Origin of the sequence: Clostridium felsineum DSM 794, assembly GCF_002006355.2 — a bacterium.
Lineage (GTDB): Bacteria > Bacillota > Clostridia > Clostridiales > Clostridiaceae > Clostridium_S > Clostridium_S felsineum.
Genome location: NZ_CP096980.1, coordinates 2,551,655 through 2,565,944 on the forward strand (window position 1 = coordinate 2,551,655; position 14,290 = coordinate 2,565,944).

The 14,290-nt window shown below is 28.1% G+C and carries 13 protein-coding genes; 1 reads left to right on the forward strand and 12 read right to left on the reverse strand.

Features of this window, described 5'->3' with window-relative positions:
- Positions 1-13: 13 nt before the first annotated feature.
- The 7 genes from CLFE_RS12145 to CLFE_RS12175 all read right to left on the reverse strand — a co-directional run bounded on the left by CLFE_RS12145 (position 14) and on the right by CLFE_RS12175 (position 8,453).
- Positions 14-1,201, reverse strand: coding sequence for a type II secretion system F family protein (locus tag CLFE_RS12145; RefSeq protein WP_077894031.1), 1,188 nt, complete (start codon positions 1,199-1,201; stop codon positions 14-16).
- 11 nt (positions 1,202-1,212) lie between these two features.
- Positions 1,213-2,685, reverse strand: coding sequence for a GspE/PulE family protein (locus CLFE_RS12150; RefSeq protein ID WP_077894032.1), 1,473 nt, complete (start codon positions 2,683-2,685; stop codon positions 1,213-1,215).
- A 189-nt stretch (positions 2,686-2,874) separates the two neighbouring features.
- Positions 2,875-3,690, reverse strand: a complete 816-nt coding sequence (locus tag CLFE_RS12155) for an Ig-like domain-containing protein (protein WP_077894033.1) — start codon at positions 3,688-3,690, stop codon at positions 2,875-2,877.
- A 138-nt stretch (positions 3,691-3,828) separates the two neighbouring features.
- The gene (locus tag CLFE_RS12160) at positions 3,829-4,875 is read right to left on the reverse strand and encodes an Ig-like domain-containing protein (protein ID WP_169850971.1); all 1,047 of its coding nucleotides are present in this window, start codon (positions 4,873-4,875) and stop codon (positions 3,829-3,831) included.
- Positions 4,876-5,146: 271 nt separating this feature from the next.
- Positions 5,147-6,667, reverse strand: a complete 1,521-nt coding sequence (locus CLFE_RS12165; RefSeq protein WP_077894035.1) for an Ig-like domain-containing protein — start codon at positions 6,665-6,667, stop codon at positions 5,147-5,149.
- Between the two features lie 197 nt (positions 6,668-6,864).
- The gene (locus tag CLFE_RS12170; RefSeq protein ID WP_077894036.1) at positions 6,865-7,827 is read right to left on the reverse strand and encodes a CatB-related O-acetyltransferase; all 963 of its coding nucleotides are present in this window, start codon (positions 7,825-7,827) and stop codon (positions 6,865-6,867) included.
- Positions 7,828-7,952: 125 nt separating this feature from the next.
- Positions 7,953-8,453, reverse strand: coding sequence for a GAF domain-containing protein (locus CLFE_RS12175; protein WP_077853117.1), 501 nt, complete (start codon positions 8,451-8,453; stop codon positions 7,953-7,955).
- A gap of 221 nt (positions 8,454-8,674) precedes the next feature.
- Here CLFE_RS12175 and CLFE_RS12180 point away from each other — a divergent pair, with 221 nt between their 5' ends.
- Positions 8,675-10,402, forward strand: coding sequence for an Rqc2 family fibronectin-binding protein (locus CLFE_RS12180; RefSeq protein ID WP_077853118.1), 1,728 nt, complete (start codon positions 8,675-8,677; stop codon positions 10,400-10,402).
- A 41-nt stretch (positions 10,403-10,443) separates the two neighbouring features.
- On the opposite strand, the gene CLFE_RS12185 is transcribed toward CLFE_RS12180, so the two are convergent.
- The 5 genes from CLFE_RS12185 to CLFE_RS12205 form a co-directional block, all read right to left on the reverse strand.
- A complete protein-coding gene (locus CLFE_RS12185; RefSeq protein WP_242950839.1) occupies positions 10,444-10,626 on the reverse strand; it encodes an H-type small acid-soluble spore protein in 183 nt (60 codons plus the stop codon).
- Positions 10,627-10,693: 67 nt separating this feature from the next.
- Entirely contained in the window at positions 10,694-11,029 is a 336-nt protein-coding gene (locus CLFE_RS12190) for a ribosomal protein L7/L12 (protein ID WP_077833663.1), read from the reverse strand.
- Positions 11,030-11,172: 143 nt separating this feature from the next.
- Positions 11,173-12,243 (reverse strand): butyrate kinase, encoded by a 1,071-nt coding sequence (gene buk / locus CLFE_RS12195; protein WP_077894037.1) that lies wholly within the window; start codon positions 12,241-12,243, stop codon positions 11,173-11,175.
- 379 nt (positions 12,244-12,622) lie between these two features.
- Entirely contained in the window at positions 12,623-13,276 is a 654-nt protein-coding gene (locus CLFE_RS12200; protein WP_077853120.1) for a pentapeptide repeat-containing protein, read from the reverse strand.
- A 70-nt stretch (positions 13,277-13,346) separates the two neighbouring features.
- Positions 13,347-14,039 carry a hypothetical protein gene (locus CLFE_RS12205; protein WP_077833660.1) on the reverse strand — a complete coding sequence of 231 codons (693 nt, stop codon included), beginning with the start codon at positions 14,037-14,039 and terminating at the stop codon, positions 13,347-13,349.
- Between the last annotated feature and the right edge of the window lie 251 nt (positions 14,040-14,290).

Below are 14,290 nucleotides of genomic sequence, written 5' to 3' on the forward strand. Positions count from 1 at the left end.
ATCAACCTCTTTTTTATATAGAATTCATTATATTAATCATAGGTAGTATTGAAGATATTATTATGGTTCCAACAAATACAGCTAAAATTATTATCATACATGGTTCTATAAAATTTATTATTCTTTTAAGATCATCATTGAATTGTTCTTTATAAAGTTCTGATATATTTCCCATAATTTCTTCTATGTTTCCACACTCCTCTGCCATAATAAACATGTCTTTAGTTTGATTATTAAAAATCTCCATAGTAGTAAACGCTTCTCTAAAACTTTCACCATTTCTCAACTCTTCGATTACATCTTTTATGCATTTTTCTCCATAAGAATTTTCTAAAACCTCAGAAGCTATGTACATTCCTTTTATTACATCAATACCACTTTTAATAAGTATGTACAACGCACTTGAAAACCTTAGTGCTATTTTATTTTTATATATATTTTTAAGTAATGGCAGTTTAAATTTTAACTTATCTACCTTTAGCCTATTCTTTTCTATACTCATTACTTTTTTAATGAAAACAAAGCAAACTAAAATTGCTACAAGTATAATTATAAAATTTCCTCTTATAAAATAGCTTATATTTAATAAAAACTCGGTTATTTTAGGCAGCTTTCCTCCAAGGGAATTCAATGTATCTATAAACTTGGGAATTACTCTAGAAACTAAAAACACCAAAACTAACATTGTAAAAACAAATACGATAGTTGGATATGTGGCAGCATTTTTTATTTTTTCTTCTGTTCTCCACTGATGTTTATAGTGCTCTGCCATATTTTTAAATACCTCAGATAAATTTCCAGACTCTTCTCCTATAAGAATCATACTTTTAAAAAAATTTGGTACAGTACTATCTGCTTCATCTATACTTTTATATATAGAATTACCATTTTCAACACCTTTTTTTATAAAAATAATTAATCTTTGCATGTTTCCTTGAAATTTATCTTTAAGTATATTTAAACTTTCACATATATTAAAACCAGCATTCATCATATAAGCCATTTGCTTTGAAAAAATATAGAGTTCCTTACTCCTTATTTTTCTACTCTTAATAAGCATTTTTCTACTTTCCTTTAAGGACGTCAAAAAATATTTATTATTCCTAAGTTCCATTACAATTTCAAACTCACTACCTAAAAATGTCTCTCCTTTTATGACCTTCCCCTCTAAATTCACAGCTTTATATTTATACTGTTTCATTAATACACTCCTTAAATGTTATAAATTATTCTCTTAAATTCATTAAAGGTGGTTTCTCCGCTTTTTACTAGTTCTATTCCATTGTTTTTTAATGTTTTAATCCCTTTATTTATAAAGTACTTTTTAATATCTTCGGCAGTTATCGTTTTACTCATCATGCTTCTAACTTCATCATTTATATTAATAATCTCAAATACAGCTTTTCTTCCGCTATAGCCTGTAAAATCACACCTACTACAGCCTTTTGCTTTATATAATACTGCCTTTGAATTAAGACCTAGTACTTCCCTTTCATAGTCATTAGGTTTATATTCTTGTTTACAATGAATACAAAGTTTTCTAACAAGTCTCTGAGCTATAACTCCATTTAATGCATCTAGTATAAGATATTTCTTAACTCCCATATCACACAATCTATTAATGGCTGAAAAGGCATCATTAGTATGCAGTGTACTTAATACTAAATGCCCTGTTATTGCTGCTCTTACTGCTATCTCTGCAGTTGTTTCATCTCTTATTTCTCCAACCATTATTATGTCTGGATCCTGACGTAAAATGTTTTTAAGCCCGGAGGAAAATGTAATTCCCGCTTCATTATTTACATTAATTTGGTTTATTCCTTTTATAATCATTTCCACAGGTTCTTCTATTGTAACTATATTTTTTTCTTCTGAATTAAGCTTTGCCATTGCAGAATAAAGTGTAGTACTTTTACCACTTCCCGTAGGACCCGTGATCAAAAGCATTCCATAGGGCTTTTCAAACAAATTTACAATTTCATCTTTATTTTCTCCTGTTATATCGCTAAAACTCAATTCAGTACTTTTTCTATAAAGTATTCTTATTACAATTTTTTCTCCGAAAATAGTTGGTATACTAGAAACTCTAAAATCACAATTTTTGTAGTACATTCTTCCATCTTGAGGGGCTTTTTTTATAACAATATTCATATCTGACATTATCTTTATTCTTATACAAACAGATTCATAAGCTTTAAATGGAAAATCCATTACCTTTTTAAGAACTCCATCAATTCTTATTCGAACAGCTGCGCCTCCCTTAAAAGGTTCAATGTGTATATCACTTCCATTTTTACTTAAGGCTAAATCAATTATTGAATCAACAAGAAGTACTGAGGGTGAATAATTCTGTGTTTTTTTAACCTCATAAACCTTTTGATTTTGCTCCTCTCTTTTCATATCCTTTATAGCCTTATGTCCTAATTCCAAACTAGTATATATTTTTATGTACTTTTCAATTTGCTCTTTATAGCCTGTGTAAACAAAGATTTCTTTCTTAAGTAAGAATTTCAAATCATTTATAATATCCTTGGATACTTTATTAAAAGAAGCAACACAAACCTTACTTTCATCAAAATAAAAGGGAAATACATTATAACTACAAATTGACTTCATATCTATGTCCATAAGTTCTTCTCTTTTTATGTCATATTCATCTAAATCTATAACTTTTAATTCGCTCAACTAAACCCACCACACTTATACATTAACTACTTATATTTCAAATTATTGACATATATTTTTTCTTATATACTTTTTATTTAATATTTTTTAAATACTTGTTATACATTAAACATTATAATAATTTTCAAAAAAAGAGCTAAATGATATTTATTATCTATCATTTAACTCTGAAAAAATAACTATTTTTATCTACTCCACATCAAATGTCTTTATTCTATCAAATAATATATATTGTTTTTTCCCTAATACATTAAATATATAATATGATTTAAGCTTTGGGTCATTTGCTCTAGTGTCATACCAATTCATAAAATCATTAACCTCATCCTCTGATAAATTATATTCCCTTGTAACACCATCTCCCATATACAATGTCAATTTAACTTTCTTGACTTCTTGATCTGTTACTGTTACAGAACATGTAGCTATTTTACCATCAGAAGTCATAGCGGTTATTGCAGCTTGTCCTGGTTTTATTCCTTTTATTTTTCCAGACGCATCTACTGCTGCAATAGAGCTATCACTTGATGCCCACGTTACTCCTACTCCCACGGGACTTACTACTGCTGATAAACTATCTTCTTCACCTACCTTTATTGAATCGATAGTTTTATTTAAACTTATAGTTGTTAACTCTTTGACTTTGACTAAACAAGAAGTACTTAAATTGCTTCCATCTTGCAGAGCTACTGTTATTGTAGCTTCTCCTGTTTTTAATGCAGTTACTTTTCCGTTTGAATCCACTGTTGCTATGCTTGGATCACTTGAGGTCCACAGCACATTTCCATTGGAAGAATTGTTGTGTGATAATAATGTATACGTCTCACCTAATGTTAATGATATTTCGGATTTGTCTAATGATATATATGTTGCCATACTATTATATCCACTAACATTATTTTTAAGTTGATACCTTCCACCTGTGCTATCCGCTAAAACACTAGTAAAACATCCAAGCATAACCATTAAAAACACTACTAAAGAAAGTTTAACCTTGTTTTTCATTCTTATTTTCTCCTTAATATATATTTCTTTGTAAAACTATATTGCAGAAAATTAGTATTCTATTAAATATATAATAAAAATAGAAGACCTTTAAAATATTAAACATCTTCTATTTTTATCAATTATATTATAGAGCCCTTATTCCACATCAAAGGTCTGTATTTTGTCAAATAGCAAATATTGTTTTTTTCCTAATACGTTAAATACATAATATGCTTTAGTTGTTTGATTATTTGCTCTAGCATTATACCAATTTATGAAATCGTTAACTTCATCCTCGGATAAATCATATTCCTTTGCAACACCATATCCCATATATACTGTCAATTTAACTTGCTCAGACTTTACTGTTACAGAACATTCTGCTGTTTTACCATCAGCAGCTGTAGCCGTTATCTTGGCTTGTCCTGCTTTAATTCCTGATATCTTTCCATTTGAATCTACCGTTGCTATGCTTGGATCACTTGAGGTCCATGTTACTCCTACACCTACAGGATTCACTGTTGCTGATAAATTATCTTCTCCACCTACAGCTATTAAATCGGTAGTTTTATTTAAGCTTATAGTTGCTGTATTTATAACATTTACTGTACACGAAGCAAAATTACCACCCTGCATAATATTTGCCGATATAGTAACTGTTCCTTCTTTTAATGCTGTTACCTTTCCATTTTGATCTACCATTGCTATGCTTGGATCACTTGATGACCATATTACTCCCAAATATGATGGACTTACCGTTGCTGACAAATTATCTGTTCCACCCATATCAATCCAATCAGTGGTTTTATTTAAACTTATCTTTGTTTCTCCATATACCTGCACATCACATGAGGCACTTAAATTACTTCCATCTTGCAGAGTTACTGTTATCGCAGCTCTTCCTATTTTTAATGCTGTTATTTTTCCAGTTGAATAGTCTACTGAGACTACACTTGGATCACTTGAGGTCCATGCCAATTGTACATATGTAGCATCAGTACTTACTCCCAAGTTATCTGTTCCTCCTAATGGTAATGACATTGAAGTTCTATCTAACGATAGCTGTGTTGCCTTACTCATGTAACCATTTACATTGTTTTTTTGGTTATGATTTCCACTAGTACTATCTGCGAAAACACTTGTAAAACATCCAAATATAACCACTAGAAATACTAATACTGAAATTTTAAATTTGTTTTTCATTTTTGTCTCCCCCTTAATATAAGTATTTTTTACACTTACATCATTATTATAGAACATTATGTAAAATTATACAAGTATGTAATTAAAATAACTATTTGCATTTAAATTCAACCTTTTTAGCAAGATAGTATTTATGCATTTTAAAAAATATTTGTTTGTACTAAAAAATACAGAAAACTTTTTCTAATAAAATATTGTAATAAAGCATCATATCGTATAAATAACAAAATAGAAGACACCTAAAAGGCATCTTCTATAGATTTATAACTTTTTATTTATTTTTATAATCATCCACTCTAAAAGTACATATCTGATTAAATACAACGTACTCAGTTGATATAATATCAGGATTTGAACTTTCAGTTACATCAAATTTAAAAACCGAATTTCCACTGCCTGCTGCTCTTAAGTTATACCAAGATAGAAAATCATTAACTATATCCATGTTTACATTATATTGTTTAGTTTGTCCATTTGTCATAGTTATACTAAGTACTGCTTTATCTGAACTATTTACTGTTACTACACATGACACAGTTTTTCCATCAGCAGTTGTGGCTGTTATAGTAGCCTGTCCTGCTTTTATTCCTGTTATTTTTCCATCTTTATCTACTGTTACAATAGAATTGTCACTTGATGTCCATGTTACCCCTACATCTGATGAATTAACAGTTGCCACTAAGTTATCTATTCCACCTATATTTATGGAGTCTGTACTTTTATTTAAACTTATTGTGGCTGAATCTTTAACATTTACAGTACATGATGCACTTAAGTTACTTCCATCCTGTGTCGTTGCTGTTATAGTCGCTGTTCCCTTTTTTATAGCAGTTACTTTTCCATCCTTATCTACAGTTGCTATACTCGGATCGCTTGATACCCATATTACAGATTTATTTGTTATATCATTTGGTACTATTAATGCATTTAATGTATTAGTTTCTCCAACATTTACATCCAATGATGTTTTATCTAATGACATTGATGTTGCAGTATCATATGGATAACTTGGAGGAATAAAATCATTTGTCCAACGTGCTATTCCTTTGCTAATTCTATACTCATCTAAATATCCATTAAGAGATGTAATTCCATTTTCTTCTTCTCCTATACTAACATTTGATTCATCTGAAAATATAGCTGAATGAATTTGTATACTTTTAGAACCTTTTATACCATTAACAAAGCCATAGATATAATTTCCTTGCCTACATACTGCAATATGATTCCATTTATTCAATTGAATATTAGAAGCTAATACTGATAATTGTGCTATATCCCAAGATGTACCATTTGAAGTTGCATTTATTTCTAATTCACCATTACTATTTATATAAATACACATTCCACTATATGTTGCCGTATTTTTACGCTGTGCAAACAATGAATTTGTTCCATTAAAACTAGTAGGATATACCCAAAAATCAATAGTAAAATCATCATTTCCAAGATTAAAATCATTATTACTATCAGCTACTGTAAAATAATTTTTTTCATTAAAACTAGCACTACCAGTACCAAACTTTTTAGTAATGTTATTTACTATAACATTATTATTTACTACTGTATGCCCATACTCATCTTTAAAATTGTTGTTATCCATATGCATTAACAATTTTGAATATTGATCAATTTGATTATCAGATTCCCTTATAAAATTTCTTACATTACTATTATTTTGCATATTTTTTTTAATTTTAACACATTGATTACTTGCAGCAAATACACTAGAAAAACATCCAAGTACTGCAATTAAAAACACTACACAAAAAACCTTAAACTTATTTCTCATTTTTTTCTCCCCTTTGTATGTATTATTTTTACTATTAACCTATAATATTATAAAATAGTTTATAGATTCAATCAAATGCTTAAATATACAAAAAGTACCTAAAATTCAAACTAAATTATATATAACTTTAATAATGTAGTTTATTTACCTAATTAGGTGTTATTTATAATTTCTATTTTTTGTATTCAAGACAATTTTCATAGATAATTTATAATAGTTTGCTTCTTAAAAATAGGAAAATCTACTCCAGACAATAATTTCACATTGAATTCGTCAGCCCAATCAATATACTTCATAGTGTTAGGGCTTCTAGTTGTTATAAAATAATTTGCATCTTTAAACAAACTTTTTTCATCAGCTTCTTTTGTAACTAAAATCTCTGCTGCATCTTTTTTGCTTCCAATAAGCTTATGAATTTCACCAATATTTAACTCATCCTCTTTTTTAATCTTTATTACCAATTTAATATTATCTTCTTTTGAAAATACATTTAAATATTCCTTTAAGACCTTTTTCCATATAGAATATTTATCATTAAAATCCCAAATAAATAGTATATCTTTTGAATTTCTTTTATCTGTACATATGTTTATATCTTCATAAAACTCATCAATAAAAGCCTCTATTTCTTCTCCAAACCACTTAATATTATTATCTATTTTGCTTTTATCCCAATTCCACCATCGTATGCTTTGAAGCTTCTGTATTTCTTTATTATGGAATCTATATTTAATCATTCTCATAGGATTTCCAACTACAATTGCATAAGGCTCTACATCTTTAGTGACTAAAGTTTCTGCTCCCACAACAGCTCCGTTCCCAATTCTTACTCCTGACAATATGGTAACATTATTTCCAATCCAGACATCATGTCCTATTATTATTTGACCTTTTCTATGAAGTTTTCTCCTTACCTCCAGCATAGGACATGTTGAAATAGATTTATAATTATGATTTCTATCTATTAGTAATGTTACATTATATGCAATAGATGTGTAATTACCTATATGAATGTTTATAATTTCGTTACCTGTGGAGACTTGAATATTCATATCATTTATATAACTATTTTTCCCTATTGTAAAAAGTGGAAAATCCTTTTTATCTCCATTTTGAAAAACAAAAGTTCTTATTGAAGCCTTTGGACTAACCTTAATCAATTTCATTTCTCCTTTTGAAATTTTCTACACTAAATATTTATATGCAATTTTTTTAAAATAGATAAATTTAAATATAAAATAAAAAAAGTAGCCTTACTTAAAAGACTACCTTCAATAGCTTATATTTAGAGTTTTATATTCCAATTTATATTTTTTTCTAGAACTTCAACACATTTTTTTAAATATTTTTCTTCTATGCTAGTAAATCTACCTACCTCTTCACTGTCTATATCTAAAACAGCCTTAACTTCATCTCCATCAATAATAGGAAGTACTATTTCAGAATTAGAAGCTGCATCACAAGCTATGTGTCCTTTAAAATCATGTACATTTTCTATTCTCATGACTTTTTTCTCTTTAAATGCAGTTCCGCAAACTCCTTCACCAAATTTTATTTTAGTGCAGGCTGGCATACCTTGAAAAGGTCCAAGGATTAATTCCTCTCCTTCTCTTATGTAAAAGCCACACCAATTAATTCTATCTATTAATGCGTTTATGACCGCTGACGCATTGGATACTTTTGTTATACTGCTTTCCTCACCTTCTGTAAGTCCTTTAAGCATAATAACCATATTTTCATACTTTTCTTCTAAAGCCATATCCTCGAAAACACTTATATCAAACATATCTATTCAAGTAAGTTCCTAAAAACCTACTTTTCCTCCCTTCTAACGCTTTTAAAATTCTATCAATGTTTTAATCTGTATTAATTATATCTAAACTTTCCATAAAATCCAACCTGAAATTTTTCATTTCTTCTAACCTTTATAGTTGAACTACTTTCTATATAAATGTTATACTAAAAGCAATTGACATCTTACTTTTCAATGAAAGGAATTGATATTACATGGCATTAGACGGCATATACATACATAGCATACTAAACGAATTAAAAAGTAAATTATTAGGCGGAAAGGTTTCAAAGGTAAACCAACCTGAGAAGGATGAGATAAATTTAACTATAAGAACCACTGAAAATTCGAACTTGAAGTTACTCATAAGTGCTAATCCAACCTATCCTAAGCTTCATTTTACGGATTTAATGAAAACCAATCCTATAAAAGCACCTATGTTCTGTATGGTTTTAAGAAAGCATCTTTTAAATTCTAGAATCTTAAAAATAGATCAGGTTGAAAGCGACAGAATAGTAATAATGGATTTTGAAACCACGGATGAATTAGGTTTTAACAGTATATATAAATTATATATAGAAATAATGGGACGTCATAGTAACATTTCTCTTGTTAGAGAACATGATAATTTAATAATGGATTGTATTAAACATATAACTCCTGAAGTAAATAGGTATAGAACTCTTCTTCCTGGATGCAAGTTTGTTCTTCCTCCAAAGAGCACAAAACTTAATCCTTTGAGTTTTGAATATGAAGCTTTTACAAATTATATTGAAGAGAATAACATAGTACAAAATCAAAATATGTTTTCAAAAATATTTACTGGAGTTAGCTCAACCTTCTCAAAAGAATTATACTTTAACCTTGAAAAATACAATTCATTAAAAGATTTTTCACTTTACCTCAATGATATTTTTCTTAAAATCAAAAACAACGAATTTTACTTTGCTTCTTATTCAACTAACAATTTTGTTAAAGACTTTTACTGCTTAAAATTAAATTATTTAGAGGATTTTACTGAAAAGAAATATGAAACTCCTTCTTTTTTGGTTCAAGATTTCTATTATGAAAAAGATAAAACAGAAAGATTAAAAAATCGATCCTCTGACCTTCAAAAAATAGTAAATACCAACCTTGAAAGATGTAAGAAAAAAAATGAAATTTATGAAGATGAGTTAAAAGAATGTGACAGTAAAGACTTATATAAAGTATACGGAGAACTACTTACCTCAAACATCTATAATCTAAAAAAAGGAGATAAGAAAGCGGATGTATTAAATTACTATTCACCAAATAGCGAAACAATAACTATAAAATTGGATGAAAACAAGACTCCCTCTGAAAATATTCAACGTTATTTTAAAAAATATAACAAACTAAAAAAAACAGAAGAAAATGCTAAAATACAAATTAAAAATAACACAGAAGAGATAGAGTATTTGCAATCTGTTTTAACAAATATAGAAAACAGTGACACCTATAGCGAAATTGAAGATATACGTCAAGAGCTTATGGACACAGAATATATAAGATTTTCAAAAAAGAATAAACAAAAGAAAAAAGATAAAGTATCAAAACCTATGCACATTAAGTCAAAGGATGGAATAGATATATACATAGGTAAAAATAATAAGCAAAATGATTATTTAACCCTAAAATTTGCAGATAAAAGAGATATATGGTTTCATACTAAAAATATACCTGGTTCTCATGTTATAGTAAAAAATTTTGGTGATATACCAGAAAGTACGCTTTATGAAGCTGCTAGTATTGCAGCCTACTATAGTAAAGCTAGAGAATCGTCAAATGTAGCTGTAGATTATACTGAGGTTAAAAATGTAAGAAAGCCTTCTGGTGCTAAGCCAGGTATGGTTATTTATTATACGAACAAAACAATATATACAAATCCTACAGAACCAATTATAAAAAAAGAAGGTAAATGATTATTTCATTTACCTTCTTTTCTTATTCTATATTAATAAAATTATTTTAAATCCTTAATATCTACATAAAAATGCTTATTTGTCTCCAAAGATCTTACCTGTATTTTTCCATCCTTATCTGTACTTATAGCTTCAAGCCAAACTGGCTCATTTTTATAGTTCACCTCTATAACACCCTTGGATGCCAGTATCTCTTTAACTTTTTCTCTATTCAAATTATCCACCTCCCTTTATTAGGGTGGTAATCTATATAGTTTTTATGCCTACATTTTTATTTCGTTTAAATTATCTTTAATTTCCGTATATGTCTAAGGAATCTATATAATCCTTTGCTTCTTTTAAGCCCGTATTAGTAATTGTTCTATACCTTTTTATTGCTTGAATCTTATTCCCATTTTTAAGAAGTTCTCTTATTTCATAGTCAACATCCATTGAAATGTTTTCTTCAAATTTATGATTTACATTGTGTACGTTGTTCTCTAAATCAAGATTTTCACCTCTTATACTTTTTTCAGCTCTCATTAATCTAACATTTATATCTTTTATTTCTGTTTTTATCCCATTAACTCTAATGAAAATTGCCAACATTAAAACTACTATTATAACTCCTATTATTATGTATTCCATTGTTATCTCCACCTTAACTTAGTATTATTTAATTACTCTAATGATAAACTTTAATATAGTCAAAGTCAATTTAACTATATTAAATGCTTTCATAAAAAACAAACTGCACTTACATAATTTAAGTACAGTTCATTTTGAATTTATTATTTGTATTCCTTAAGTTCTTCTTTACCTTCTAAAACTCTTAAGGTTCCTTCGGCAAGTGCTAACATTTCATCTTCACCTTTATATATAGTTATTGGTGCTATAAAGCTTACTCTTTCTTTTATAAAGTTAGTTATAATATTATCATAAGCTATACCCCCAGTTAATATTATTGAATCCACTTTTCCTTTTAAAACTGCTGCAGCACTTCCTATATCTTTAGAAACTTGATATCCCATACCTTCATAAACAAGTTTAAAGGTTTTTTCTCCCTTTAGTATAGAGTTTTGTATATCTAAAGCATTATTTGTTCCACAATATGCTACTAGTCCACCTTTACCTGTTATCTTTTTTAGAATTTCTTCTTTAGTATACTTACCACTAAAGCATAATCTAACCAAATCACCTGATGGAACATTTCCACTTCTTTCTGGTGAATAAGCACCTTCTCCATCAAGTGCGTTATTAATATCAATTATTCTACCATTTTTATGAGCTCCTACAGAGACTCCGCCTCCCATATGAGCAACTATAATATTTAAATCTTCATATTTCTTTCCTATTTCATTAGCATATCTTTTACCAACTGCTTTTTGATTTAATGCATGAAATATACTTTTTCTAGGAAGCTCTGGTATACCAGAAAATCTAGCTATATCCTCCATCTCATCTACTACAACAGGATCTACTATATAAGCTGAAATTTTCAGTTTCTCTGCAATACTATTTGCAATTATTCCACCTAAGTTGGATGCATGCTCTCCTTGAACTCCAATTTTTAGGTCCTCTAACATCTTCTTATTAACTTTATAGGTTCCTCCAACAATAGGCTTTAAAAGTCCACCTCTCCCCACTACCGCATCTATTTCCTTAACATGAAAATTGTTATTTTTAAGAACTTCCAATATAGCATTTTTTCTAAACTCAAACTGTTCATGAACATTTTCGTACTTTTCAAGTTCTTTAGATGAATGCCTTAGAGTTTCACATAAAATCTCCTCGTTATTATTAAATACTGCGATTTTGGTCGAAGTTGAACCTGGATTGATAACCAATAGTTTAAAATTCATAATAAAGTCCTCCGTTTTTAAGTATTTATTGCTTAAATTAGGCTAAGTTTTAAAGAATATATTTTAAAGCTTCAGTCTGAGGGCTTAAGAATGTCTTTTGCAAACGTTTAATTATTATAAAAAAACTAAACGTTTATAAATAAAAAAAATATAACTCCATTTATTATAGCCTTTATAATTATAATATTGCTTATATATATAATTCCACAGGCATATAACATTATGGAGTTAAACTAAACTGTTTTCTCGTTATTGTTCGTGTTTTATCGACATATTTCGTCTTTCTTTTTATATGTATTTTGTTTTTTTCTTTATACCATTAGATTTAAATTCGAATTTCACAGATATATACTTGTTTTTGATCATTTAAAATATATAATTATTTTAATATAACACCTATAAGTCTGGCAAAATAAAACATTTGTTCAGGATGAAGTATGCATCCCCTTAAATCATCTATATTAAGATTAATACCTTCAATATCACAACTACTCAAATCAATATCTTTAAGTTTAGTCTCGTGTATCTGAATATCAATTAAACTTGAATTTATAAATTCAACATTATTAAAATTACATTTATAAAAATCTGCACTGTCAAAATTGCACTCCTTAAAAATTACACTCCTACATTTTAATAAGGGAAAAAGAGAATACCTTGCCATGCAATTATCAAAAGCTACATTGTTTAGAGTACTTTCTGTTAAATTTATACCCATTAGCTTGCAATTTTTAAATTGAACTCTATATATAACTGATTCCGTAAAATCTACATTTGACAAATCACACTTTTCAAATATAACATCTGTTAAATCAATGCCTTTAAATTCACTATTATTGAAATCTACATTTTTAAAAATACTTTGATTTATAGTTACTTTCTTAGCCTGCCTATTTTCCAATGATATATTTTCAATTTTCCTTAGTTCTATTTCAGTGTCATCTTTTATAATAAAATCTTCTTCCATAACTTCTTGTATATCATCATTATCTATAATTGGCATAGCAATTTTCCAATTCTTTTTTCTCTGCATATTTTTCCTCCATAATTTTCAATATAATAAATTCGAATAAAACCAGCACAAAACTTTGCGCTGGTTTTACCTAAATACTGCTGGCTACAGCCAATGAATCATAAATCCAATTAAAACATTGGTATTTTAAAAATGTGGCATATGGTAAATCAGGTGCATATATTAAATATTCAAGCTTTGCTTTAAAAGAAAAATCAATAATATCCTTCCACATTAAAAACTCGACAGTAGTTTTTTCCTTAAACATCTTTTGACTTCTAAAAGCCTCTTCTTTTTCTATAAATATTGGTATAGATTTAATTCCCTTTTTAACTTCGTACATGATATAATTTCTATTTTTAAAAATACACCAGGCTCCACCCTTCATATAAAATTCTTGAAGTAAATATTCTCTAAAAAGAAGCCTCGTAATCTTTTTATCAATAACAAGTTGAGATTTATCATTGGTATTTATACTTACTCCATTTATACTTTTTAGTTTTAATACTTCCTTTAGTATCTCTTGTGCTGAAACCTCATGTATACTATCCATATAGGAATGACTTTGGCAAAATTTTTCTGCTGCATCCATATCAGTAAACATTACAGCATACTCTTTACCATCATCAAATTTAACAAACCTTTGTATTTCATAAAAATCGCTGCTTAAGGTTGGTATATAATAGAACTTTGCTTTCTTAGCTAAGTTAGGTAATACAAAGTCCGCCTTCTTACCACTTATGCTGCACTGTTCTAAAAATTTCTTTATATTTTCCTGAGTCACTATATCACCTCCACAAACTAATTTCTTATTGCTTATCTATATTAAGTAAAAAAATTTCATCAAATAATATTTGAGCTTCATAATTTTAGGTAATTATATCCACCTCTATTTATAGTATCGTACTAATATAAATGTTGTTTATACATTTTAATAAGTTTTTTATTTTAATAATAATCGTCATTAAACTTTTCTCTATATTTATTATACTACTTTTTTATCAAAAAAATAGAAGAAATAACCTTGCATTTGCA